Source organism: Tardiphaga alba (assembly GCF_018279705.1).
Lineage (GTDB): Bacteria > Pseudomonadota > Alphaproteobacteria > Rhizobiales > Xanthobacteraceae > Tardiphaga > Tardiphaga alba.
In genome coordinates, this window is the sequence record NZ_CP036498.1 from 5350890 (window position 1) to 5376362 (window position 25473).

Below are 25473 nucleotides of genomic sequence, written 5' to 3' on the forward strand. Positions count from 1 at the left end.
ACCTGACTGCAAGCCGCGATGTGAAAGCATCGCGGCTTTTGCTTTGGACGGCGGATCTACGCCGCTTCCGCCTGCCGCTGCCGGGCGACGGCCAGATCGTAATTCGATTGCAGGTTCATCCAGAATTCGCCGGGCATGCCAAGGCGGCCTTCGAGCAGCACCGCCGTATCGGCAGTGATCGCGCGCTTCCCATTTATGATGCCCGTGATGCGATTTGGCGGGACACCGAGATCACGCGCGAGTGCACGCGCCGAAATTTCATTCGGCTCCATGAATTCCTTGAGCAGCATCTCGCCAGGCGTCGTCGGGAGACGGTGCATCTGAACTTTATCGCGTGAGATGCTCATACGATGCTCCTAATGATAATCAGTGATTTCGACGTCGTAGGCATCACCGTCCATCCAGACGAAACAAAGACGCCATTGGCTATTGATCCAAATGGCATGCTGCCCTTTTCGTTCGTCCTTCAACGGATGAAGCTTGTTGCTCGGCGGCAGCTTCAGACTTTCGAGGGTCGTCGCATTGTCGAGCATGTCCAACTTGCGGCGGGCCACGATAACGATATCGCCCGGAAAGCCCTTTTTGATGGGCTTCCCAGCGAAAATCTCGGCAGTCCGCTTGTCGGCGAACGTCTTGATCATAGTGTTACGTATCACGTAACACGCCTGATTTCAACGGTAGATAAACTTGGGCTAATTTTACCGCGGAACCGGAATCCTTGTCGCCATGTTGCCTGCTGGGCACCCTTATGTGCCGTGAGGGCCATCCGGTGCCAGCCGCCAACGAGACGACAAAATACCCGCTCGATGCCCTCAACTTCTTCCTCGCCGATGTGCGAGACGGGCTTGGCCCGTATCTGGCTATCTATCTGCTCACCGTGCAGAAATGGGATGAGGCCTCCATTGGCGCCGTGATGTCGGTGGCCGCCATTGCCGGCATCCTCGCGCAGACGCCAGCCGGCGCGCTGATCGACAAGACCACCGCCAAGCGTGCCGCCGTGATTATCGCAGCTATTGTCGTGACAATCGGCTCCGTCGTGCTGCCCTTCTATCCGGGCTTTCTGTTCGTCGCGACCACCCAGGCGCTGACCGGGATCGCTGCCGCAATTTTCGCGCCGGCATTGGCGGCGATCACGCTGGGCATCGTCGGCCCCCGCGCATTCGCGGGGCGCATCGGCCGCAACGAGGCATTCAACCATGCCGGCAACGCCGTCGCCGCGGCTTTGGCCGGGGGACTCGCTTACGCGTTCGGACCCGTGGTCGTGTTCTGGCTGATGGCCGCGATGGCGCTGGCCAGTATCGGCGCGATGCTGGCCATCCCTGCCGATGCCATCGATCACGAGGTCGCGCGCGGTCTCCACGACCTCGAAGCACCGGGTAGCGGACAGACCGAACAGCCGTCAGGCTTCCGCGTCCTGCTTACCAGCAGGCCGCTGCTGGTCTTCGCCGCGGCGACCGTGCTGTTTCACTTTTCCAACGCCGCGATGCTGCCGCTGGTCGGACAGAAACTGGCACGCGTGAACAGCGAACTCGGCACAACGCTGATGTCGGCCTGTATCGTGGCCGCACAACTGGTCATGGTGCCTGTCGCCATGCTGGTCGGCCACAAGGCCGATATCTGGGGCCGCAAACCGCTGTTCGCCTGCGCACTGGCGGTGCTGATCCTGCGCGGCGCACTCTATCCGCTCAGCGATGATCCGTACTGGCTGGTGGGCGTGCAATTGCTGGACGGCATCGGCGCCGGCATCTATGGCGCGCTGTTTCCGCTGGTCGTGGCCGACCTCACCCAAGGAACCGGCCACTTCAATGTGAGCCAGGGCGCGATCGCCACTGCGGCGGGACTAGGCGGCGCGCTTAGTACTTTCGTCGCAGGCCTCATCATCGTCTTCGCCGGTTACGACGCCGCATTCATCACTCTCGCGGCAGTCGCTGCATGCGGGCTCATTCTGTTCGTCACCCAGATGCCGGAGACGCGGCCATTGAACGCACGTCATCACCGCGTAGTGCCAAATGCTTAAGGATGGTAACGCATTACTGTAGCAACCTGCGGTGCCGCGGAGTAGTTTGCGCGCAATTCGACCCGCAAGAGAATTGCAAAGGAAACGCCTGAAATGTCGATTCGCCACCCGTCCCGCCGCTCTGTCATTCTCGGCGGCGCTGCTGCTCTCGGCACGCTGCCGTTCATCGGTCGCGCCAACGCAGCCGAATGGCCCACCAAGCCCGTGAAGTTCGTCGTTCCCTTCGCGGCCGGCGGCACCACCGACATTCTCGCCCGCCTTGTCGCGCAGAAGATGAGCGAAGAATACGGCCAGCAATTCATCGTCGAGAACAAGACCGGCGCCGGCGGCAACATCGCTGCGGAATTCGTCTCCAAGGCGGATGGCGACGGCTACACCTTCCTGGTCGGCACGCCGGGCACGCATGCGATCAACAAGTTCGTGTTCAAGAACATGACCTATGATCAGGTGAAGGACTTCTCGTCGGTCATCATCATCGCCAAGGTGCCGAACCTGATGTCGGTGACCAATTCGCTGCCGGCGAAGAACGTTCAGGAATTCATCGCGCTCGCCAAGGCCAAACCCGACGAATATTTCTACGGCACGCCGGGCCTCGGCTCCACTGCGCATCTTTCCACCGAACTGTTCAAGTCGATGACCGGCGTGAAGCTGACCCATGTGCCGTTCCGCGGCAGCGCCCCGGCGCTTACCGACCTGATCGGCGGCCGCGTGCATGTGATGATCGACAATCTGCCGGCGGCACAACCCTTCGCCGAGGCCAACCAGATCCGTCCGCTCGCCGTCTCCACCGCCAAGCGCTGGGAGCCGATGAAGGACATCCCGACCATCGCCGAAGCCGGTGTTCCCGGCTATGACGCGGCGTCGTGGTTCACGATCACCTCGCCTGCCAAGACGTCCAAGGAGATCACCGCCAAGCTCAATGCCTCGGTCGACAAATATGTGAAGTCGGAAGAAGGCAAGGCCCGCCTGATCAAGCTCGGCGCCGATCCCGTCGGCGGCTCGCCGGCCGAAATGGATGCCTTTGTTGCGTCGGAATCCGAGAAGTGGGGCAAGGTCGCCCAATTCGCCGGCATCAAGCCGGAGTAAGTGCGAGCGACCATTACGAATGCGAAGGGCGGCTTTTCAGCCGCCCTTTTGTTTTCAGCTTCTCAGTCGAACTTCATATCGACGCAGCGCGAGACGTCCGGGCCAACGCCCGACGGGATCGTGATGCACCCGCGCAGCTTTCGCTGGCTGGTATCGCTGGCCCATAGCGCGACACCGCCGCTGCCGAAGAACGAGTTGGTGTTCGGCGGCTCGGTCTCGGCAACATCGAACGAATAGCTGCCATCGGTGTCGAACACGCGCGCCTTGGCGGCGCAGCCGCCATCGGTCTGCACATTGATGACTTCCTTGGCATCGCGCGTCATCGACAGCGACACCGAGCAGCGGAAGTATTCCGACGTCTTCGCATTGAACAGATAGGCATAGGACCGGCAGGTGGCGGTCGCCAGCTTGCCGGGGCTGAGGCCACGGCCGCACGAAATCCGCTGGTTATGGCTGAGGGCGAAATCATCCGCCTGCGCAGCGGCGGGTCCCAATCCCAGCACGGCGGCGGCGATCGCGCCCATCACGAAAAACCGCATCTCGACCTTTTGCATGCGCCCCATCCCCATTGCCGATCTCGTTGCCAATCGGCCCTTCCGGCGGTGAAAGATAGTCGTGTCGCGCGGCGCGCGAAATGACAAACTGATCCAGATCACGTCGCTTGTTGACGACGCGCATGCGTTCGTGATTTGTTCAAGACATCTGGCGCCGCCGAGAACGGCACGCTTTTCAGCAAGACAACAAACGGAGATCGGGGGATGACCGTTCGCGCCTTTACGATAGTGGGTGTGGCCATGTTGGCGAGTGCTGCGCTCGCAATGCCCGCGCATGCACAGACGCCGGGCGCAGCGCCCTGGGTGCTCTCGCCCGACATGGGCTACGGCTACGACGCATCCGGCAAGACCTTCACGTACAAGATGGGCACCAACAACGCCAAGTTCCTGCTCAAGGGTGCGAAGAAGGTGCCGAAGAACACGCTGTTCTTCATCGGCGAGAATGGCCAGCTCTATATGCGCAGCGGTCCGTTCCTCGAAGAGGATGGCCGCTTCAAATTCGGCCCCGGCTAGGCGCGGTGTGACGCCACCGTGACATCGGCATGGGAGCGGCGATCGCCTCTCCCACAGCTCCGACAGAGATGATACAGAGCGCGTCATCTTTTTCTGAAAGCTGAAAGCGCTCATGGCCAAAGCATCTCCCGTTTCGCCCCTTGCTCCCACCAACGTCCCGGCGATGCCTGAAATTGCAGGCGTGCGCCTCGGCACCGCTGCCGCGGGCATCCGCTACAAGGGCCGCACCGACGTGCTGCTGGCGGTGATGGACAAGGGCACGACGGCGGCCGGCGTGTTCACCACATCGAAGTGCCCGTCGGCACCGGTGGAATGGTGCCGCGCGGTGCTGAAGGGCGGCAAGGCGCAGGCGCTCGTCGTCAATTCCGGCAACGCCAATGCCTTCACCGGCAAGACCGGCAAGGCCTCCACCAAGCTCACCGGCGACATCGCCGCGAAGGCCGTGGGCTGCAAGCCGAACGAGATCTTCCTTGCCTCCACCGGCGTGATCGGCGAGCCGCTCGACGCCACCAAGTTCAACGGCGTGCTCGACAAGCTCGCCGAAACCGTGACGCCCGATGGCTGGCTCGAAGCCGCAAAGGCGATCATGACCACCGACACCTTCCCGAAGGTCGCCACCGCCAAGGTGAAGCTCGGCAAGGCCACCGTGACCATCAACGGCATGGCCAAGGGCGCCGGCATGATCGCGCCTGACATGGCGACCATGCTGTCCTTCATCTTCACCGACGCGCCGATCTCCGCGCCGGCGCTGCAGGCACTGCTGAAGGCCGGCGTCGCTGATTCCTTCAACGCGGTGACCATCGACGGCGACACGTCGACTTCGGACACGCTCTTGATGTTCGCGACGGGCGCTGCTGCCGCGCAGGGCGCGCCAAAAATCACCAAGGCGAGCGATGTCCGCCTGAAGGCCTTCGTGAAGGCGCTGCATGTGATCCTGAACGATCTCGCCGAGCAGGTCGCGCGTGACGGTGAAGGCGCGCGCAAGCTGGTGGAAGTCGTCGTCGAAGGCGCAACAACCAAGGCGTCCGCGCGAAAAATCGCCATGTCGATCGCCAATTCGCCGCTGGTGAAGACGGCGATTGCCGGCGAGGACGCGAATTGGGGCCGCGTGGTGATGGCTGTCGGCAAGGCCGGCGAACCCGCCAATCGCGACAAGCTGTCGATCTCGTTCAACGGCATCCGCGTCGCCAAATCCGGCGCACGCGATCCGTCCTATGACGAGACCGAAGTGTCGAATGCGATGAAGAACGACAAGGTGCAGATCAAGGTCGCACTCGGTCTCGGCAAGGGCCGCGACCGCGTACTGACCTGCGACCTCACCAAGGAATATGTCGCCATCAATGGCGACTACCGGTCGTAAGTCTTTACCCTCCCTGCAGGGGAGGGTCGAGCGCCGCAGGCGCGATCGGGGTGGGGCAGCGGCGATGATGATCGCGCAGCGCCATCGCCTCGCCGCGCTGCCACCCCATCCCGGATCGCACAATGCGATCCGACCCTCCCCCTGCAGGGGAGGGTGAAGAAAGCCCGTTCCTCATGAAACTCGTCCTCGTCGTCGCCGCAGCATTGATCGATGCCGACGGCCGCGTGCTGATTGCACAGCGGCCGGAAGGTAAGACGCTGGCTGGTCTCTGGGAGTTTCCCGGCGGCAAGCTGGAGCCGGGCGAACGGCCGGAAGCAGCTCTGATCCGCGAACTGCATGAAGAGCTAGGGATCACGGTGAAGGAAGCGTGCCTGGCGCCGCTCACCTTCGCCAGCCATGCCTATGACGACTTCCATCTCTTGATGCCGCTCTATATCTGCCGGCGCTGGGAGGGCCTTGCGATCTCGAAGGAAGGCCAGAATCTCAAATGGGTGCGGCCGAACAAGCTGCGCGACTATCCGATGCCCGCGGCAGATATCCCGCTGATCCCGCATTTGACGGGGTTGTTGTAAGGGCTCGGCCGCGACACTCGGTGTCGTGCCCGGGCTTGACCCGGGCATCCACCTTTTACGCTCACTCCGGTCAAGATGGATTGCCGGGTCAAGCCCGGCAATGACAGTGAGAGCAATCAGCTCTTCCCCAATCCCCTCACCGCATCCGCCAGACTCGCTTTTGCCGAGCCCGGCTTCAGCGGCTTCTGCTGGCTTTCATGCGGCGCCCAGCCGGACAGCCAGATAATATCGAACGTGGCACGGATGCGGCCATCGGGATCGGCAAAACGCTCGTTGTAGATCTGCGCCATGCGCAGCAGTGTCGCGCGGCGCAGCGGCGTGCGTCGGCGCTCGACGAGGATGTTGGTGGCGCCCATGCGACGCAGATCCTGCATCAGCGCAAAGGCGCTGCCGTAGCGCACCATGACATTGTCGACATCCGTCACCGGCAGCGCGAAGCCTGCACGCTGCAGCAGCGCACCGACATCGCGGAGATCGGCCATGGGCGCCACGCGCGGCGAGATGCCGCCTTCGAGCTCGGCCTCAGCCGCGGCGAAGGACTGGCGCAGTTCGGTGAGCGTGTCGCCACCCAGCAGCGCCGCGATCAGAAAGCCATCCGGCTTCAGCGCACGGCGCAGCTGCGCCATCACGCCGGGCAGATCATTGACCAGATGCAGGCCGAGCGCGGACACCGCGAGATCGAGCGAGGCCGGCGCGAGGCCGAGGCCTTTGCTCTCGTCATCGGGCACGTCGATATGATTGAGCGACGCAACGCGACTCTTGAGCGTCTCGGTGAGACCGGAGCCGGGGGTCGCGATATCCACACCGTCGCTGAACTGCCGCAGCACCGCCTGCAGCCGGTCGCTCATATCCTCGATAACGCGATCGAGCAGGAACGTGTCGGCGCCCTGCCTCAACGCACGCGCCTGCCTTGCGCGCAGCAGGGCACGGTCGAACAGGATCGGGGCGGTGTGCGGCTGGTTCATGGGGCGCTTGGTACGCCGAAGCGCAAGGTGGGGCAATCATGCTTGAGCATCCAACCCGCCGGGACTAGCCTCCCCCATGGACACCGAAGCGCCCCTGCCGTGGTCGCTGCCCGCACGTTTGCGCGGCGCGCTTCATTATTGCCATCGCACCCTCACGCAATCCGCGCGGCTCGTCCTCGATATCGCGTTACCCCTGCAATGCGTCGCCTGTCGGGAACCGGTCGCGAGCGCGGGCGTCTGCGCGGCGTGCTGGAGCCAACTCTCCTTCATCGCGCCGCCCTTCTGCAGCCGGCTCGGCATTCCCTTCGTCTATGATCCTGGGCCGGACATCCTGTCGATGCAGGCGATCGCGACGCCGCCGGCCTATTTTCGCGCCCGCGCCGCCGTGCGTTACGATGAGGTGGCGCGCACGCTGGTGCATCACCTGAAATATCACGACCGCACCGATCTCGCGCCGATCATGGGCAGTTGGATGGCCCGTGCCGGCGCCGAACTGCTGGCCGAGGCCGATGTGATCGTGCCAGTGCCGCTGCACTGGCGACGTGGCTTCAGCAGGCGATTCAACCAGTCCGGCGCGCTGGCGAAGGCGATCAACCAGGCCTGCGGCGTGCCGGTGGCGCGGGATGCCCTGCGCCGCGTCCGCCCCACCGAGCACCAGATCGGCCTATCGCGCGCCCAGCGCGCGACCAATGTGCAGGGCGCCTTCAAGGTGCCGCCCGAACGCCGGCATGAGGTCCAGGGTCGCCGGGTTGTCTTGGTCGATGACGTCCTGACATCGGGGGCGACATCGGACGCCTGCGCCCGCGCCCTGCTGCGTGCCGGGGCCGCCCAGGTGGACCTGCTGGTCTTTGCCCGGGTTGTGGTGCCCCATGGCGGTCCCATATAATCCCTGACACAATTCCGTGACGTCCCTGGAGTGCCCGGCATGGCCGCCGCCATCGAAATCTACACCCGCCCCGGCTGTGGCTATTGCAGCGCTGCCATCTCGCTGCTCCAGCGCAAGAAGGCCGAGTTCACCCATTTCGACACATCGACCGATCCGGACCTGCGCCAGCAGATGTTCGACCGCACCCGCCCGGGCGCGACCTTCCCGCAGATCTTCATCGGCGGCACGCATATCGGCGGCTGCGACGACCTTTACGCGCTCGACCGCGAAGGCAAGCTCGACGCCATGATCGAAGGAGCGACCGCATGACCGAGCAAACGCAGACATTCGTCGCCGCCATGGTGCAAATGCGCACCGGGCTCGTGCCGCGCGACAGCCTGGAACAGGGTCGCCACCTGATCCGCGAAGCCGCCCTTGCCGGCGCCAATTACGTGCAGACGCCGGAAGTCACCAACATGATGCAGACCGGCCGCGCCGGGCTGTTCGAGCATCTGCGCCGCGAGGAAGACGACGAATCGCTGAAGGCCTATCGCGCCCTCGCCGCCGAGCTCGGCATCTATCTGCATATCGGATCGCTGGCTGTGCAGGCCTCGCCGGAACGCGCCGCCAATCGCGCGTTCTTCATCGCGCCAAGCGGCGATGTGCTTGCCACCTACGACAAGATCCACATGTTCGACATCGACCTGCCGAACGGCGAGACCTATCGCGAATCCGCAAACTATCAGCCCGGCGAAACCGCCGTCATTTCCGATCTGCCATGGGGCCGCATCGGCATTACCATCTGCTACGACGTTCGCTTTCCTGCACTTTACCGTGCACTCGCCGAAGCCGGCGCGTCGTTCCTCACCGTGCCCTCGGCCTTCACGCAGAAGACCGGCGAGGCCCATTGGCACACGCTGCTGCGCGCCCGCGCCATCGAAAACGGCTGCTACGTCTTCGCCGCCGCGCAAGGCGGCACGCATGAGAACAAGCGTTCGACCTATGGCCACTCACTGATCGTTGATCCGTGGGGCGTGGTGATCGCCGAAGCCATGGGCACCGATCCCGGCTTCATCATTGCCGAGATCGACACCGCCAAGGTGACCGAGGCACGCAACACCGTGCCGTCGCTGCAGCATGGCCGCCGCTTCGGCATTCGCGATGCCAAGGCCGGCCCCGGCCACCTGCATCTGGTGCGTGACGCGACATGATCCGTTACAATCTACGCTGCGACAAAGGCCACGGTTTCGAAAGCTGGTTCCAGAGTTCCGGCGCCTACGACTCCCAGGTGAAGCGCAAGCTCGTGAATTGCCCGCAATGCGGATCGGCGAAAGTCGAGAAAGCCATCATGGCTCCGCAGATCGGCCGAAAGGGCAACCAGAAGCAGCAGCAAGGGCATGAGGTCGTTGCCCAGCCCGCGCCTGCCGACAATGCGCCGCTGATGATGGCGCCGCAGGAAGCCGAGCTGCGCGCCAAGCTGAAGGAACTGCGCGACCACATCACCAGCAATGCCGACAATGTCGGCGAGAGCTTTCCGACCGAAGCGCGCGCCATGCACTATGGCGACAAGGAGCATCGGCCGATCTATGGCGAGGCCTCGCTCGAAGAAGCGCGGTCGCTGATCGACGAAGGCATCGAGGTGGCGCCGATTCCCGTGCTGCCCGGCGACCGGAACTAGGCGCGTTCATCTATATTAACGCTTTATTTCGCGGTGAATATCGCGCCGCTTGGTGCGTCATCAGAAGCATGTTCGACATGCGACGTTTTTGTGTCGTTCGAGTCACAGAGACGCACAATCGCTTGTGCGGGCCTTGAGAGCCGGCGAATCTCGCCTAACTTATATGCAAGTGCCTGAAGATGAGTCGCACGATGCACTCAGATCGCATTGCGCGATTTCGGACCAAGATGTGTCCTGAAGGCTCATAAGTGCTGATGTTGAGTCGCGATCACGAAACGCGCCCGTTACCCCTAAGACCAAGGATTGCGAACAACAGGACGGCCGACCGACCAAAGGAGAGAGGGATCATGTACAACGATTCTCTGTTCAATGCGTTCGCTCGAACCTTCGAAGCCCGGAGCCAGACGGACATGTCGATGTCCGAATATCTGGAGTCCTGCCGCGGCGACCCCATGAAATACGCCAACGCCGCCGAGCGATTGCTAGCTGCGATCGGTGAGCCTGAAATGATCGACACGGCCAAGGACTCCCGCCTTGGCCGTATTTTTTTGAATCGTACGATTAGGTCTTATCCTGCATTCGCCGGCTTTCACGGCATGGAAGACACGATCGAGCGCATCGTCGCTTTTTTCCGGCACGCGGCGCAGGGCCTGGAAGAGCGCAAGCAGATCCTCTATCTGCTCGGCCCCGTCGGCGGCGGCAAGTCATCGCTCGCCGAACGCCTGAAGCAGCTGATGGAAGTGCATCCCATCTATGTGCTGAAGGCCGGCGATGAACTCTCGCCGGTGTTCGAAAGCCCGCTGTCGCTATTCGATCCCGATCAACTCGGTCCGATGATCGAGGAGAAATACGGCATCCCGCGCCGCAGGCTCACCGGGCTGATGAGCCCGTGGTGCTACAAGCGGCTCGAAGCCTTTGGCGGCGATATCTCGCAGTTCCGCGTGGCGCGCATCCAGCCGTCGCGCTTGCGCCAGATCGGCATCGCCAAGACCGAGCCGGGCGACGAGAACAATCAGGACATCTCCTCGCTGGTCGGCAAGGTGGATATCCGCAAGCTGGAGACCTACGCGCAGAACGATCCCGACGCCTATTCCTATTCCGGCGGCCTCAACCGCGCCAATCAGGGCGTGCTTGAATTCGTCGAAATGTTCAAGGCGCCGATCAAGATGCTGCATCCGCTGCTCACGGCGACGCAGGAAGGCAACTATATCGGCACCGAGAATATCGGCGCGATTCCGTTCACCGGCGTGATCCTCGCCCACTCCAATGAGTCGGAGTGGCAGAGTTTCAAGACCAACAAGAACAACGAAGCCTTCATCGACCGTATCTGCGTCATCAAGGTTCCGTATTGCCTGCGCGTCGCAGAAGAACAGAAGATCTACGAGAAGCTGATCTCGAGCTCCGAACTTGCCTCAGCGCCCTGCGCGCCGGCAACGCTGGAAACCCTCGCCCGCTTCTCGGTGATGTCGCGCCTGCGCAAGCACGAGAACTCCACCACCTTCGCCAAGATGCGGGTCTATGACGGCGAGAGCCTGAAAGAATCGGATCCGAAGGCGCGCAGCGTCCAGGAATACAAGGACGCGGCCGGTGTTGATGAAGGCATGGACGGTGTCTCGACGCGCTTCGCGTTCAAGATCCTGGCCGCGACCTTCAACCATGACACGCTGGAGGTCGGCGCCGACCCCGTGCATCTGATGTACACGCTGGAGCAGGCGATCCGGCGCGAACAACTGCCCGATGAAGTCGAGAAACGCTACCTTGAATTCATCAAGGCCGAGCTGGTGCCGCGCTATGCCGAATTCATCGGCCATGAGATCCAGAAAGCCTATCTGGAATCCTATGCCGATTACGGCCAGAACCTGTTCGACCGCTATGTCGACTACGCCGATGCCTGGATCGAGGATCAGGATTTCAAGGATCCCGACACCGGCCAGATGATGGACCGCGATCTGCTCAATCAGGAACTGAGCAAGATCGAGAAGCCTGCCGGCATTGCGAATCCGAAGGACTTCCGCAACGAGGTCGTCAAATTCTCGCTGCGCTCGCGGGCGCATAATTCCGGCAAGAACCCGACCTGGACCTCTTACGAAAAGATCCGCGAAGTGATCGAGAAGCGCATCTTCTCGCAGGTCGAGGATCTCCTGCCGGTCATCTCGTTCGGGTCGAAGAAGGATGGCGACACCGAGAAGAAGCATGACGACTTCGTCGCCCGCATGGTCGAGCGCGGCTACACCGAACGCCAGGTGCGCCGCCTTGTCGAATGGTACATGCGGGTGAAACAGGCGGGCTAGTCACAACGTAACTTCGTCATTGCGGGCAACGCGCGTCCCGCAATGACGAGGTGATCAACTGAAGGATACACAAGGACCTCCGCGGCCATGCATATCGTCGATCGACGCCTCAATCCGAGTGGCAAGAGTCTCGAAAACCGGCAACGGTTTTTGCGGCGGGCCAAGACTCTGGTGCAGGGCGCGGTGAAGAAGGCGTCCCAGGACCGCGATATCAAGGACGTCCTCGAAGGCGGCGAAGTCACGATCCCGCTCGACGGCATGAACGAACCACGCTTTCACCGCGAAGGCGGCGTGCGCGACCGCGTCCTCCCCGGCAACAAGAAATTCGTCGAAGGCGACATCCTGCAGCGGCCGCAATCGAAAGGTGGTGGTGGAAACGGGGCCGGCGAAGGTGATGGCGAGGACGCGTTCCGCTTCGTCCTCAGCCGCGACGAATTCGTCGATATCTTTCTCGACGATCTCGAATTGCCCGACCTCTCCAAGCGCAAGCTGGCCGAGGTGGAGAACGAAGGCCTGCGCCGCGCGGGCTATACGACATCGGGCTCGCCGGCCAATATTTCGGTCAGCCGCACCGTGCGACGGGCGATGGCCCGGCGCGTCGCGCTACAGCGACCACGGCCGGAAGTGATCGCACAGCTCGAAGCCGAGCTCGATCATTGCAGCGACGACCGTCGGCTCGAGCTCGTCGCCGAGATCGAGCGGCTGAAGTCGAAGATCAAGCGCATTCCCTTCATCGATCCCATCGATATCCGCTATCGCCGCTTCGAGACCGTGCCGAAGCCGGTGGCTCAGGCGGTGATGTTCTGCCTGATGGATGTCTCGGGCTCGATGTCCGAGCACATGAAGGATCTCGCCAAGCGATTCTACATGCTGCTCTATGTCTTCCTCACCCGGCGCTACAAGAAGGTGGAGATCGTCTTCATCCGTCACACCGACCGCGCCGAGGAAGTGGACGAGCAGACCTTCTTCCACGGCCCCGCCTCCGGCGGCACGCTGGTGTCGAGCGCGCTGGAGACGATGCACGAGATCGTGCAGTCGCGCTTCCGCCCCGCCGACTGGAATATCTATGCCGCGCAGGCCTCGGACGGCGACAACTCCTATGCCGATAGCGATCGCACCGGCGCCTTGCTGCGCGACGCCATCCTGCCGGTGTCGCAGTTCTTCGCCTATCTCGAAGTCGGCGAGAGCGGCGGCCATCCGTTCGAGATGGCGGAATCCTCGCTATGGACGTTGTATCAGCGCCTGCGCAACGAGGGCGAGCCGCTCTCCATGCGCAAGGTCAATGACCGCAGCGAAATCTTCCCGGTGTTCCACGATCTGTTCCAGCGCCGCACGGGCAAGGAGATCGCGCCATGAATTCCTTCAAGGAGAGCAAGAAGCTGTTTGAAGGCGCCGACTGGGACTTCACGACAATCCAGCGCATCCATGATGCCTGCGAGGACATCGCGCTGAAGGATCTCGGCCTCAACGTCTATCCGAACCAGATCGAGGTGATCACCGCCGAGCAGATGCTGGACGCCTATTCCTCCGTGGGCATGCCGCTCTATTACAAGCACTGGTCGTTCGGAAAACAGTTCGCCCATCAGGAAGCGTCCTATCGCAAGGGCCTGATGGGGCTGGCCTATGAGATCGTGATCAATTCCTCGCCCTGTATCTCCTATCTGATGGAGGAGAACACGGCGACCATGCAGACGCTGGTGATCGCGCATGCCGCTTTCGGCCACAACCACTTCTTCAAGAACAATTACCTGTTCAAGCAGTGGACCGATGCCGATGGCATTCTCGACTATCTCGATTTCGCCAAGGCCTATGTGGCGCAATGCGAGGAGAAATATGGTCGCATCGCCGTCGAACAGACCATGGATGCCGCGCATGCGCTGATGTCCCATGGTGTCGATCGCTATCCGGGCAAACGGTCATTGGATCTGCGCGCCGAGGAAAAGCGTGCCCGCGAACGCCGCGAACACGAGCAGGCCACCTTCAACGATCTCTGGCGCACGGTGCCCACCGGCCCCTCGAAGAACAGGACAGAGCTCAGCGCCGAGCGGCGCCGCGCGCTGCTCGGCTTGCCACAGGAGAACCTGCTCTATTTCCTGGAAAAAGCTGCACCGCGCCTGCGTACCTGGCAGCGTGAGCTGCTGCGCATCGTTCGCAACATCGCGCAATATTTCTATCCGCAGGGCCAGACCAAGGTCATGAACGAGGGCACGGCGACCTATGTGCATTATCGCATCATGACGGCGCTGCACGAGCGCGGGCAGATCACCGACGGAAACTTCCTGGAATTCCTGGGATCGCACACCAATGTGGTGTTCCAGCCGGATTTCGACAGCAAGTATTTCTCCGGCTTCAATCCCTATGCGCTCGGCTTCGCCATGATGCAGGATATCGAGCGCATCGTCACCGATCCCGAAGATGAGGACCGCGAGTGGTTTCCGGATATCGCTGGAAAAGGCGATGTGATGGGCGTGCTGCGCGATGTCTGGGCCAATTATCGCGACGAGAGTTTTATCAGCCAGTTCCTGTCGCCGCGCCTGATGCGCCACATGCGCATGTTCCATCTTCACGACGATCCCGCCGACACATCGGGCATCCTTGTCGAGGCGATTCACAACGAGCGCGGTTATCGCAGCGTGCGCCGCGCGCTGTCGCGGCAATATGATGTCGGCCTGATCGACGCCAATATCGAAGTGATGGATGTCGACCTCGCCGGCGATCGCCGCCTGATGCTGAAGCATTCCGTGCTCAACGGCGCATTGCTCAACGAGGTCGATGCTAGGCGCGTGCTGCAGCATCTCGCCGATCTCTGGAGCTACGACGTTTCGCTCACCGAAGTCGATGCATCCGGTTCTGTGCTGAAGGAACACATCGTCCATCCCCGCATGATGGCCGCCGCGGCCTGATCGTTTCGCCTCTCCCGTAAACTCCCCCGCTCGGCCTGTCGCCGGGCGGGGTCTTTCGTTTCAGGCGACCTGTAGCCTGTAGGGTGGGCAAAGGAGCGAAGCGAAGTGCCCACCTCAACCAGCCGTGCACTTGAAGGTGGGCACGGCGCAAGCGCGCCTTTGCCCACCCTACAAAATCTTGCCTTCGCTCCCAATATAGGATACCCCCTATACCTATGTCCCATCTCTCCGCCGATAAGACAAAACTGCTCGCCCGGGTTCGCCGCCTCGCCGGCCAGATGGCCGCCATCGAGAAGGCCATCAACGAGGATGCCGGCTGTGCCACCATCCTGCATCAGGTGGCCGGCGTGCGTGGCGCCGTCAGCGGGCTGATGGACGAGTTGATCGAGGACCATGTCCGCGAACATGTCGCGCATCCGAAACTCTCTGCCGCCGCCCGCGCTGAGGGCGCGGAGGAGCTGATCGCCGCGATCCGGCGCTACGCCAAATAGGAAGATGTCATGAGCCCCCGCGACACCGACGCCCTCGCCCATGATCACGTCTTCCTCGGGCGCGATCACGACGCCAATACGCGCCGCACGCTATGGGTCGTGGCCCTCACCGCTGTGATGATGGTTGGCGAGATCGTCGCCGGCACGGTGTTCAACTCGATGGCGCTGCTGGCCGACGGTTTCCATATGGCCACCCATGCGGTCGCGCTCGCTGTTGCAGCCGGCGCCTACGCCTTTGCCCGCCGCAACGCGCATAACCCGCGCTTCACCTTCGGCACCGGCAAGGTCGGCGATCTCGCCGGCTTTGCATCCGCGCTCATTCTGGCGGTGATCGCCATCGGCATCGCCGTCGAATCCGTGCAGCGGCTGTTCACGCCATCCACCGTCGCCTTCGGCGAAGCCACGGTGATCGCGATCATCGGCCTCGTCGTGAACATCGCCAGCGCCGTCCTGCTCAGCGGCGGCCACCATCACCACGGACACGATCATCATGGTCATGGACATGGACATGGCCACGATCACCATCACGCGCATCATCACGACAACAATATGCGCTCCGCCTTCATGCATGTGCTGGCCGATGCGCTGACATCGGTACTGGCCATCGCGGCGCTGCTGGCCGGCCGTTACCTTGGCTGGGTCTGGCTCGATCCGGTCATGGGCATTGTCGGCGGCATCGTGATCGCCATCTGGTCGTGGAACCTGCTGCGCGACACCTCCGCCGTGCTGCTCGACACCGCCGACCCGCATCTCGAAGCGGAGATCCGCGACGAGGTCGAGCGCCCCGGCGATGCCCGCATCTTCGATCTGCATGTCTGGCGCGTCGGCCCCGGCGCCCATGCCGCCATCGTCGCCTTTGCCGGCGCCGCCAGCACCGAGGCGGTGCGCCAGCGCCTCACCGCCGTGCATGAATTACAGCATGTGACGGTGGAAGCGCGCTGACATCGCGCCCTGTTGGCAACAGCGGGAAGCCTGAGTAACCTGACAGTCTCACCGCCAGCCGCAATGGCGGATCAAGAATGTCAGGGAAGAGCATGCCAGACCAGACCGCGCCCGTGACCCGCCATGAGGTGCTCTACGGCGACCGCGTTGTCGCCTGTTTCAAAGACCGCCCCGCCACCCTCGATGCCATGCTGCGCAGCGCCGCCGCGCGAAAGCCGGATGGTACGGCGCTGGTGCTGGGCGACAGGCGCGTCACCTATGCCGAACTCGACCGCATCGCCGAGAACGTCGCCCGCCATCTGGTCGCTGCCGGTTTCCGCAAAGGCGAGCGCATTGCGATGCTGCTCGGCAATTGCCTCGAGTTTATTTTTTGCGCGGTCGGCGCCACACGCGCCGGCATGATCGTCGTGCCGATGAATACGCGCCAGCGTGCGCCCGAGATCGATTATGTGCTGCAGCAGTGCCAGGCCGCAGCCCTGGTCTATGACGGCGAATGCGAGGCCAACCTGCCCGCACCGCGCGCGGAGGTTCGGCGTCAGTGGGTCGTCGGCAGCGGACGCGCCCCATCCTTTGCCGAGCTGACACACAACACGCCGGCCGTCGCCTTGCCGCAACTGCAGCAGGAGGACACCGCCTATCTGCTCTATACATCCGGCACCACTGGCCATCCGAAAGGCGCGATGCTCACCCATGCGAGCATCATTCATTCGGTGCTGAACTTCCAGCATGGCTACAGCCTGCATGAGGGCGACGTCACCATGCTGGCCGTGCCGGCCTCGCATGTCACCGGACTAGTGGCGCTGATCCTGGCTACGATCAATGTCGCCGGCACGCTGGTCATCATGCCCGCCTTCAAGGCGCCGGAGTTTCTCGCCATCGCGGCGCGCGAGCGCATGACCTACACGCTGATGGTGCCGGCAATGTATAATCTCTGCCTGCTGCAGCCGGATTTCGACGCACACGATCTCTCCGCCTGGCGCATTGCCGGTTTCGGCGGCGCGCCGATGCCGGAAGCCACCATCAAGCGCCTCGCGCAAGCGCTGCCGAAACTCGATCTCTGCAATGCCTATGGCTCGACGGAGACCACATCGCCCGCAACCATGTTTCCGCCGGGCTCACCTGCCGAGAAAATCAATACGGTGGGACGGCCCGTGACCGGCGCACATATCATCATCGCCGATGACGACGGGCGCGAGGTGCCGCGCGGCCAGGATGGCGAATTGCTGATTGCTGGCGCGATGGTGGTGCCGGGCTATTGGGACAATCCCGATGCGACGCGAACGGGCTTTGTCGGCGGCTACTGGCGCTCCGGGGATATCGGCCGCATGGATACCGACGGCTATGTCAGCGTGGTCGATCGCAAGAAGGACATGATCAATCGCGCCGGCTTCAAGATCTACTGCACCGAGGTCGAGAATGTGATGTCGCATCACCCCGCCATCGTCGAAAGTGCGGTGGTCGGCAAGCCCGATCCGGTGCTGGGCGAACGCGTGCACGCTTTCGCCTACAGTCCCGAGGGCGGCGACGAGGCCGACATCCGCAAATATTGCGCGGAGCGATTGAGCGACTACAAAGTGCCGGACAGCATCACGTTCCTGAACGAGCCACTGCCAAGGAATGCGAACGGGAAGATTCTGAAGACGGAATTGCGGAAGATGATGGCGGAAGTTGAATTGTCGAAGTGAAGCGCTGACGTCGAGCTCCCTCTCCCCTCCGGGGAGAGGGCTGGGTGAGGGGGCGCCGCGAGCGACGCCGCCTGTGGCAGCCCCTCACCCGCCGCGAAGACGCGGCGACCTCTCCCCGGAGGGGAGAGGTGAAGAAACAGCGATCACCACGCCGCCACCGCACCATCCGACCTCGGATCGGTCGCGCCTTCCAGCACGCCGTTCTCGTGCAGCACGATGGCGCCGGCATGGCCCATGGTGCCGGTATAGCTGCCGAGCACCTCGACCACATGGCCGGCGTCACGCAACTGCTGGATCAGCGCGGGATCGAAGCGATCCTCCACCTTCAGCGTCACGCTCTCATTGCCCCAGGTCTTGCCGAGCAACCAGCGCGGTGCCGTCACCGCCTGCTGTAGCGGCATGCCGAACATGCCATAGCGCGAGAACACCGCGGACTGCGTCTGTGGCTGCCCCTCACCGCCCATATTGCCATAGACCATGCGACGGCCGTCATCGAAGATCGCCATCGCCGGATTGAGCGTGTGGAACGGCTTGCGGCCGGGCTTCAGGGCATTCCAGCCGCCATCGGCGAGACGGAACGAGGCGCCGCGATTCTGCCAGCAGATGCCGGTTTCCGGCAGCACCACGCCAGAACCGAATTCGAAATAGACCGACTGGATGAAGGACACCGAGCGCCCCTGGCCGTCGATGACGCCGAGCCAGATCGTGTCGCCGGGCTTGCGGATATGCGGCCATGGTAGCGCGCGTTCGCGATCGATGTGACGGGCGAGTTCATCGAGCTTGGCATCGTCGAGGAACGATGCGGGATCGACGGTCATGTGATCGGGATCGCCGACATGCTCGTCGCGGACGATGAAGGCCTGCTTGGTCGCCTCGACGAGACCGTGGATGTGATCGAAGCCTTCCGCCTGGGTGACGCCAAGACGATCGAACATCGCGAGGATCATCAGCGACGACAGGCCCTGCGTCGGCGGCGCCATGTTGAACAGCTGCGCGCCGCGCACCGTGGTCGACAGCGGCGGACGCTCGCTGGCCTGATGCTGCTTCAGGTCGGCGGCGGTCACCGGCGACTCCACTTTCGCCAGATCGGCGGCGATGCTGTCGGCGAGCTTGCCGGTGTAGAAACTCTCGAAGCCGTCGGCCGCGAGCCGCTTCAACGTCGCACCGAGTGCGGGCAACTTCAGCACATCGCCTTCGGCCGGCGCCTGGCCGTTCGGCAGGAACGTGGCTGCAAAATTCGGCTGGTCCTTCAGTTCGGCAAATTTCTCCGTCGAGAGTTCGGACTGGCTGCGCGTGACGACGATGCCGCTCTCGGCATAATAGATCGCACTTTCCAGCAGCCGTTCGCGCGACAGCGGCGTCTGCCAGTGTTTCGAGACATCCAGCGCCTTCTGCCAGCCGGACACCGTGCCGGCCACGGTGTTGGCCGCGAGCGGCCCGCGGAACGGGATCGTCGCAACGCCGTGCTTTGCATAATAAGCAAGATCGACCGCCGCGCCGGCGCGGCCACAGGCATCCACCGTCACCGGCGCCTTGCCGGGCTCGGCGATCAGCCAGAAACCGTCGCCGCCGATGCCGGTCATATGCGGATAGACCACCGCGAGCGCCGCAGCGGTCGCAATCGCGGCCTCGACCGCGGTGCCGCCATCCTTGAGCACATCGAGCCCGGCCTGCGACGCCAGATGATGCGGCGAGGTGACCATCCCCCGGCGCGCGCGCGGTGTTTCAAGCATTCATCGTCTCCAGAGTGTCTGGCATGCCAGCAGATCGTTGCCGCAGTCGTAACGCGTCTGGCCGATGATTCAAGCCTTTCACTCGCATGTCGCCACCCGCGAAAGCGGGTGGCCCAGTAGACAAAGGCCTAAGTGTTAATCCCTACCGTCCGTGTTTACTGGGTCACCCGGTCAAGCCGGGTGACGACAAGGGAAGGATCACCCCATCCCGCGCCACCAGCCGGCCATTCTTGTAGACGGCGCGGCGCCGGGGCAGATCGACCACCGCCTGCGGCACGGCAGGCGCATCGATGGCGACGAAATCGGCTTTCGCGCCGACGCGCAGCCCGTGATCGTCGAGCCGCAGGGCCTTGGCACCGCCCGCCGTGACGATATCGAAGGCCAGTGCCAGGTCCTCATCCGTATTGAAGCCCGAACGGTAGCCGATCATCATCGCGCGGCCGAGCATGTCGCCATCGCCGTAAGGCCACCAGCTGTCGCGGATATTGTCGCAGCCGCCGAACACGGTGACACCGGCTGCGCGCAACACTTTCACCGGCGGGAACGGCCGCGCGCCCGGCGCATTGGTCATGATGGCGACGCCGCTCTTCGCCAGCAGCTCCGCCGTTCGCTGCACCACATCCGCCGCGACATCGCCAAGCGAATAGGCATGGCTGATGGCCACGTGGCCCTGCATGCCCAGCGCCTGCGTCCGCGCGCAGATTTGCTCGATCTCGAAAATGCCGAGCATCGAGGGATCGTGCAGATGGATGTCCACATCGACGCCGCGGCGCTCGGCGATGCCGAACACGACGTCGAGATGCTTTTCCACATCGCGATCGAACCCGCCGGGATCGAGGCCACCGATCACATCGGCGCCAAGATCAAAAGCGGCATCGAGCAGATCGGGCGTATCAGGGCTGCGCAGGATGCCGCTTTGCGGGAAAGCGACGAGCTGGATGTCGATGACGTCGCGATGCGCCTCGCGCACGGCGGCGATCGTCTCCAGCGACTTCAGGCCCACCGAGCCGTCCACCATCACATGGCTGCGCATCCGCGTGCTGCCATGGCCGAGGCACAGTTCAAGCTGGCTCTTGGCGCGCTCGGCCATCGGCGCAGCTTTCGCCATGTTGTCGGCCTGGATGGCGACGCGCTCCTGCACGTTGAACCCGTTGGAATAAGGCACATGCGGCCGCCAGACATCGCCGTAAAAACTGGTGTCGAGATGGATGTGGCCTTCGACGAAGGATGGAATGACGAGGGTGCCGGCGAGATCGATGGTCTCTATTGCTGCGGCACTGCCAGTCGGCGTGATGGCGGAGATGCGGCCATTGGCGACGGCGACATCGTTCAGCGTGCCGTCGGGGAATTTGGCGGAGGTGAAGAGTGTATCGATGGTCATTCGCAACTCCGTCGATTTACTGAGACTGTCATCACCCGCCCTGGCGCGCAATTGCGCGCACGGCCGGGCGATGACAACAAAGCTACTGATACGCCGCCACGATATCCGACACCGCGCGTTCGAGCTGCTGCGCCGTCGCGCATTGGCGGACCACGTTGCAGAAGGTCGCATAACGCGGCATCTCGGAGTCGCCGAAACCCCAGCTGACGCGGCCTTCGGGATTGAGCCAGACCAGCCGCTTCGAGCGTTCGCCGATCCGCTTCAGGATATCGGCGCGCGGATCGAGATTGTTGCTGCGGGCATCCCCAGCACGATCACCGTGGTCTGCGGCGTCACCGCGCTCATGAAATCCTTTTCGAAATCGGCGAGCGAACGGCCGTAATCCGACGAGCCGAAGCCGACCGCAGACATGATCTGCTTCATCGCCTCTTCCGGCTTGTTGTTCTCCAGCATGGCGCTGACCTCGATCAGATTGCCCGAGAATGCGAAGGAGCGCACGTCCGACACCACTTCATGCAGGCTGTGGATCAGCAGCAGGAAGAAATCCGACACCTGCGCCACCGAGCCCGAGACGTCGCAGATGGCGACGATTTTCGGTCTGTCGCGATGGCGGCGTTTCCAGGCCGTGAGAAACGGCACGCCGCCCCAGGCGGCGTTGCGGCGGATGGTGCGGCGGACATCGAGATGGCCGCGACGCTGCCGCTTGCGCGGCTTGCTGAAGCGTTCGCGCAGGCGGCGCGCGATCTGCCGGATCAGCACGCGCATCTGCGCGATCTGGCGCTGCTCCAGCCGCGCCATCGGCGCACTGCGCAGGATCTCGTTGCGCAGCGCCTCGGTCTCCTCGCGCCCATAAAGAAGCAGCGCCTGCGACACCATTTCGCTGACGGTCTCGCGCAGGCTGCCGAGCGCCGTAGCCAGCCTTTCGGCATCGGCGGGATTGCTGGTGGTGAGCGCATCAATGTCGTCGCGCAATTGCGCGATACCGAGCTGCTCGAGCACGCGGCTTGCAAACAGGCCGCGCTGCGTAAACACACGGATGTTGGGGAGGCCGGCGGCATTGGCGGCACTCGACAGCGCAGCTGCAATCGCCGCGCGGTCCTGCGCCAGCAGCATCTGCGCGAGCGCGCCGAGTTCGCTCGAATCCTGCGCGGAAGCGGAGCCTTCCGCGGGCTCGGCCTCGCCTTGGCCGTTCTCGTCGGCCGCCGCGTCCTGATCGTCATTCGCCGGCGGCGGCGCTTCGAAATCGGGATGGGTGAAGAACGTGTCGAAGCAGGCCGCGAGCGCCGCTTTCTCCTCACCGGACTTCGCCATGGTGAGCAACAGCGCATCGCGCAGGATCTCGCGATCGGCGGGCCCCACTTCGGCGGCAGCGCGCATGGCGTCGATGCTTTCGGCAGGCGAGATTCTCACCCCAGCGCCGCGCGCCGCCCGAAAAAACCGATGCAGCGTGTCGCGCATCAGGCCCCATCCCTCTCAGCCGTCATTGCGAGCGCAGCGAAGCAATCCAGTTCTTGGCTAAAGACTGGATTGCTTCGTCGCTGCGCTCCTCGCAATGACGGAAATGGCTTCATCGTTCTACCCGAACACGCCCTGCCGCCCCGCATTGGCGACAAAGGTAGAGACATTCGGCATCGTCGCTTCGATGTCGCCTTCGTATTTCAGCAGGACGTTGAGCGTATCCTTCACCAGCTCATGGCCGAGTTCGGAGGCGCCGAGCAGCACCAGCACCTTGGCCCAGTCGATGGTCTCGCTCACCGAGGGCAGTTTCTTCAGGTCCAGCGTCCGCACCTGGCTGACGAAGCCCACAAGCTGCTTGCGCAAGGTGGCGGAGACGCCGGGCACGCGGGTTTCGACGATGCGCTCTTCCAGCTTCGGCTCGGGGAAGCCGATATGCAGATGCAGGCAGCGGCGCTTCAGCGCGTCGCCGAGATCGCGCTCGCCATTGGAGGTGAGGATGACGGTCGGCGGCACGATGGCGGCGATGGTGCCAAGCTCCGGAATCGTCACCTGGAAGTCGGACAGAATTTCCAGCAGCAGCGATTCGAATTCCGCGTCGGACTTGTCGATCTCGTCGATGAGCAGCACGCAGCCTTTCGGCTGTTCCAGCGCGCGCAGCAAGGGCCGCGGCTCGACGAATTCCTTGGAGAAGAACACGTCACCGAACGTATGCAGCTGGTCCAGCGCCTTGGCCAGCGTATCGGCGCCGCCCAGCACTTCGCCGAGCTTGTCCTTCAGGATCTGCGTGTAGAGCAGCTGCTTGGCATATTTCCACTCATACAGCGCTTTGGCCTCGTCGAGGCCCTCATAGCATTGCATGCGGATCATCTCGAGGCCGCGCGAGGCGGCGATGGCTTTGGCAAGTTCGGTCTTGCCGACGCCCGCCGGGCCTTCGACCAGGATCGGCTTCTCGATCTTCTCGGCAAGATAGACCGCGGTGGCGATCTGCCGGCTGGCGATATAGCCGGCGGAGGCAAGGCCGCGGTCAACGGCTTCGATCGATGCTGACGAACTCAAGGTCTCGGCCACGCGCTTCACTCCGGATTTCGCAGGCTGGAATTATCCGGCGATGCCGCCGATCCAGTCTTCCAGATGTGCTACGTGGTTCAGCCCGTAACGTCCAGCACCGCCAGCGTTGGGCTCACTTGCGGCTGCTGGATGCCTGGCAATTCAGCGCCTTGCGGTAACCCGCGGCACGGGCGTCGTCCTCGCTGCAGAACCAGCGATCCGGCTTCGGCTGGGTGGCGTAGTTCTGACATTGCGGGATCAGATAGACGCCGACATTGCCCGTCAGCTTGGCGCGGCGCACCTGCTTTGCGCGGATATTGCAGCCATCGGGCCGCGGCAGGTCGACGGGGAACAGCGCCGCCCGCAATGCCTTTTCCTTGTCCGGCGCACAGGAGCCGCCGAGCAGCGCAGAGTCCGCGCTCTTGCTGCGGAAATCCGCAGGCGCCACGAAACAGCCGCGCCACAGCCCCTGCCGCTTGTCCTTCGCGACAGTCTCATCGGCCTGGAATTTGGCTTTGGCCGGCGCCTCCACGCTGACACCGAAGCCCGACTGGATCACCGCCTGATTGAGGCTGATCGCTTCGCCGGCAATGGTGCAGAGTGCCGCGCGGCGTCCCTTCTCCGCCTTGTCCTCGCCGAGTTCTTCGCAACGCACGTCGCGCTTGCCGACGAGTTTCACCAACCGGTCGCGCGCCTCGACGCCGCAGGCCCAGTTGTCTGCGTGTTCATCGACACAGGGTTGATCTATCTCGGGCGCGTCCACGCCGGCGAGGTTGTAGGCGACATTGCCGATCTGGATCGTGTCGCCATCCTTGACGATGGCCTCGGCCGCGAGAACGGGACTGGTCAGCAGCAGGAACAGCAGTGGCAGGATGCGCATCGATGTTGTCTCGCAGGGAACAAGACCAGTCCTATCGCAGCGGTGCCCGCGGCGAAAGAGCGATCACGCCGCAACCAGCAGCGCCACACCGGCCACGATCAGCACCACGCCGGCAAGCTCGCGCGCCGACGGCGTCTGCTTGAACGAATAATAGGCGACGGCCTGCGCGAACAGCACCTCCACCAGCGCCAGCGTGCGCACATTGGCTGCGGCCGTCAGCGCAAAAGCGAGGAACCAGAATTGCGAAGCGGCAGCGCCCGCAAAGCCGGCCAACATGGACGGACGCCACAGGCCGAAAATCTTGCGCAACACGTCCGGTGCACGCAGCAGCAGATAGATCGTCAGGATCGCCGTCTGCACGAAGAGCGACCATGCCAGCGCATAGGACGCCGCGGTGACGAAGCTCACATCCGGCACCGCGATGATGGCGCCGCGAAAGCCCACCGCCGACAGCGCAAAGCCGGCCGCGGCAATCAGCCCGAACATGATCGGCCGCAGACTGCCGAGCTCACGCGTCGCACCCGGCCGCAACGCCGTCACCACGACGCCAGCCGTCGCAATCAGAATGGCGACCACGCGCAGCACCGTCAGGTGATCGCCGAGAAAGACGAAGCCGAAGATCGCGGTCTGGATCGCCTCGGTCTTGAGATAGGCCGTGGTGACCACGAAGGAGCGTTCGTTCATGGCCGCCAGCATCAGGCCGGTGGCAAAGATCTGGCTGAGCGCGCCGAGCAGCAGCCACGGCCAGAACGCCATCACCGGCCAGCCGACCCGATCGCCGGTTGCAGTGATGACGACCGCGAAAAACACCAGCGAGAACGGGAAGCCGAACAGGAAGCGGATATTGGTCGCACCCCAGGTGCCGAGCGGCCCCGTCAGCGAACGCTGCATGGCATTGCGCGCCACCTGCCCCAGTGAGGCGATGATGGTGAAGGGAATCCAGAGCGAGGCGATCGTCAACATGAAGCAGGGCAAATCCGCGAGAGAAGTCGCGGAACCTGACTGCGCCGCGCGGCGGGGTCAAGCCGCGCGCTGCCATATCTGCGATGCAA

General features: G+C 63.3%; 25 protein-coding genes. 15 read left to right on the forward strand and 10 right to left on the reverse strand.

Features of this window, described 5'->3' with window-relative positions; genetic code table 11:
- Window positions 1–56: 56 nt before the first annotated feature.
- Complete coding sequence (locus tag RPMA_RS25585; protein ID WP_249225408.1) at window positions 57–347, reverse strand: HigA family addiction module antitoxin; 291 nt, start codon at window positions 345–347, stop codon at window positions 57–59.
- A gap of 9 nt (window positions 348–356) precedes the next feature.
- The gene (locus RPMA_RS25590) at window positions 357–641 is read right to left on the reverse strand and encodes a type II toxin-antitoxin system RelE/ParE family toxin (protein ID WP_211910440.1); all 285 of its coding nucleotides are present in this window, start codon (window positions 639–641) and stop codon (window positions 357–359) included.
- A 107-nt stretch (window positions 642–748) separates the two neighbouring features.
- Here RPMA_RS25590 and RPMA_RS25595 point away from each other — a divergent pair, with 107 nt between their 5' ends.
- Together RPMA_RS25595 and RPMA_RS25600 are read left to right on the forward strand one after the other, a co-directional pair.
- Window positions 749–2017, forward strand: a complete 1269-nt coding sequence (locus tag RPMA_RS25595) for an MFS transporter (protein WP_211910441.1) — start codon at window positions 749–751, stop codon at window positions 2015–2017.
- Window positions 2018–2110: 93 nt separating this feature from the next.
- A complete protein-coding gene (locus tag RPMA_RS25600) occupies window positions 2111–3103 on the forward strand; it encodes a Bug family tripartite tricarboxylate transporter substrate binding protein (protein WP_211910442.1) in 993 nt (330 codons plus the stop codon).
- A 62-nt stretch (window positions 3104–3165) separates the two neighbouring features.
- Here RPMA_RS25600 and RPMA_RS25605 read toward each other — a convergent pair whose 3' ends face one another.
- Window positions 3166–3642: a hypothetical protein gene (locus RPMA_RS25605; RefSeq protein WP_211913827.1), complete on the reverse strand. Its 477-nt coding sequence runs from the start codon at window positions 3640–3642 to the stop codon at window positions 3166–3168.
- 219 nt (window positions 3643–3861) lie between these two features.
- On the opposite strand from RPMA_RS25605, the gene RPMA_RS25610 reads away from it, so the two are divergent.
- The 3 genes from RPMA_RS25610 (at window position 3862) to RPMA_RS25620 (ending at window position 6102) form a co-directional block, all read left to right on the forward strand.
- Window positions 3862–4170 (forward strand): hypothetical protein, encoded by a 309-nt coding sequence (locus RPMA_RS25610; RefSeq protein WP_211910443.1) that lies wholly within the window; start codon window positions 3862–3864, stop codon window positions 4168–4170.
- Between the two features lie 112 nt (window positions 4171–4282).
- Window positions 4283–5530 (forward strand): bifunctional glutamate N-acetyltransferase/amino-acid acetyltransferase ArgJ, encoded by a 1248-nt coding sequence (gene argJ, locus RPMA_RS25615; RefSeq protein WP_211910444.1) that lies wholly within the window; start codon window positions 4283–4285, stop codon window positions 5528–5530.
- A 173-nt stretch (window positions 5531–5703) separates the two neighbouring features.
- Window positions 5704–6102, forward strand: coding sequence for a (deoxy)nucleoside triphosphate pyrophosphohydrolase (locus tag RPMA_RS25620; protein ID WP_211910445.1), 399 nt, complete (start codon window positions 5704–5706; stop codon window positions 6100–6102).
- Between the two features lie 116 nt (window positions 6103–6218).
- On the opposite strand, the gene RPMA_RS25625 is transcribed toward RPMA_RS25620, so the two are convergent.
- Window positions 6219–7067 carry a methyltransferase domain-containing protein gene (locus RPMA_RS25625; RefSeq protein WP_211910446.1) on the reverse strand — a complete coding sequence of 283 codons (849 nt, stop codon included), beginning with the start codon at window positions 7065–7067 and terminating at the stop codon, window positions 6219–6221.
- 76 nt (window positions 7068–7143) lie between these two features.
- Between RPMA_RS25625 and RPMA_RS25630 the strand changes: the two genes are divergently transcribed.
- The 10 genes from RPMA_RS25630 to RPMA_RS25675 all read left to right on the forward strand — a co-directional run bounded on the left by RPMA_RS25630 (window position 7144) and on the right by RPMA_RS25675 (window position 17922).
- Window positions 7144–7953, forward strand: coding sequence for a ComF family protein (locus tag RPMA_RS25630; RefSeq protein WP_211910447.1), 810 nt, complete (start codon window positions 7144–7146; stop codon window positions 7951–7953).
- Window positions 7954–7992: 39 nt separating this feature from the next.
- Complete coding sequence (gene grxC / locus RPMA_RS25635) at window positions 7993–8262, forward strand: glutaredoxin 3 (RefSeq protein WP_211910448.1); 270 nt, start codon at window positions 7993–7995, stop codon at window positions 8260–8262.
- Window positions 8259–9143, forward strand: a complete 885-nt coding sequence (locus RPMA_RS25640; protein WP_211910449.1) for a carbon-nitrogen hydrolase family protein — start codon at window positions 8259–8261, stop codon at window positions 9141–9143. Before grxC ends, RPMA_RS25640 begins: the two co-directional genes overlap by 4 nt.
- Window positions 9140–9610, forward strand: a complete 471-nt coding sequence (locus RPMA_RS25645) for a DUF1178 family protein (RefSeq protein WP_211910450.1) — start codon at window positions 9140–9142, stop codon at window positions 9608–9610. Before RPMA_RS25640 ends, RPMA_RS25645 begins: the two co-directional genes overlap by 4 nt.
- 347 nt (window positions 9611–9957) lie before the next feature.
- Window positions 9958–11901: a PrkA family serine protein kinase gene (locus RPMA_RS25650; protein ID WP_211910451.1), complete on the forward strand. Its 1944-nt coding sequence runs from the start codon at window positions 9958–9960 to the stop codon at window positions 11899–11901.
- An 87-nt stretch (window positions 11902–11988) separates the two neighbouring features.
- A complete protein-coding gene (locus tag RPMA_RS25655; RefSeq protein ID WP_211910452.1) occupies window positions 11989–13257 on the forward strand; it encodes a YeaH/YhbH family protein in 1269 nt (422 codons plus the stop codon).
- Window positions 13254–14804 (forward strand): SpoVR family protein, encoded by a 1551-nt coding sequence (locus RPMA_RS25660; RefSeq protein WP_211910453.1) that lies wholly within the window; start codon window positions 13254–13256, stop codon window positions 14802–14804. Before RPMA_RS25655 ends, RPMA_RS25660 begins: the two co-directional genes overlap by 4 nt.
- A gap of 215 nt (window positions 14805–15019) precedes the next feature.
- Window positions 15020–15295 (forward strand): metal/formaldehyde-sensitive transcriptional repressor, encoded by a 276-nt coding sequence (locus RPMA_RS25665; RefSeq protein ID WP_211910454.1) that lies wholly within the window; start codon window positions 15020–15022, stop codon window positions 15293–15295.
- A 9-nt stretch (window positions 15296–15304) separates the two neighbouring features.
- Entirely contained in the window at window positions 15305–16237 is a 933-nt protein-coding gene (gene dmeF, locus RPMA_RS25670) for a CDF family Co(II)/Ni(II) efflux transporter DmeF (protein ID WP_211910455.1), read from the forward strand.
- 92 nt (window positions 16238–16329) lie between these two features.
- Window positions 16330–17922 (forward strand): class I adenylate-forming enzyme family protein, encoded by a 1593-nt coding sequence (locus tag RPMA_RS25675; protein WP_211910456.1) that lies wholly within the window; start codon window positions 16330–16332, stop codon window positions 17920–17922.
- A 143-nt stretch (window positions 17923–18065) separates the two neighbouring features.
- Here the strand turns inward: RPMA_RS25675 and RPMA_RS25680 are convergent, their stop codons facing one another.
- The 6 genes from RPMA_RS25680 to RPMA_RS25705 form a co-directional block, all read right to left on the reverse strand.
- Complete coding sequence (locus RPMA_RS25680; RefSeq protein ID WP_211910457.1) at window positions 18066–19655, reverse strand: gamma-glutamyltransferase family protein; 1590 nt, start codon at window positions 19653–19655, stop codon at window positions 18066–18068.
- A 163-nt stretch (window positions 19656–19818) separates the two neighbouring features.
- Entirely contained in the window at window positions 19819–21036 is a 1218-nt protein-coding gene (locus RPMA_RS25685) for an amidohydrolase family protein (RefSeq protein WP_211910458.1), read from the reverse strand.
- A 261-nt stretch (window positions 21037–21297) separates the two neighbouring features.
- Window positions 21298–22494, reverse strand: a complete 1197-nt coding sequence (locus tag RPMA_RS25690; protein WP_408056473.1) for a VWA domain-containing protein — start codon at window positions 22492–22494, stop codon at window positions 21298–21300.
- Between the two features lie 117 nt (window positions 22495–22611).
- On the reverse strand, window positions 22612–23562 hold the full coding sequence (locus RPMA_RS25695) for an AAA family ATPase (protein ID WP_211910459.1): 951 nt from the start codon (window positions 23560–23562) through the stop codon (window positions 22612–22614).
- A 112-nt stretch (window positions 23563–23674) separates the two neighbouring features.
- Window positions 23675–24421, reverse strand: a complete 747-nt coding sequence (locus tag RPMA_RS25700) for a thermonuclease family protein (RefSeq protein ID WP_211910460.1) — start codon at window positions 24419–24421, stop codon at window positions 23675–23677.
- 63 nt (window positions 24422–24484) lie between these two features.
- A complete protein-coding gene (locus RPMA_RS25705; RefSeq protein ID WP_211910461.1) occupies window positions 24485–25384 on the reverse strand; it encodes a DMT family transporter in 900 nt (299 codons plus the stop codon).
- Between the last annotated feature and the right edge of the window lie 89 nt (window positions 25385–25473).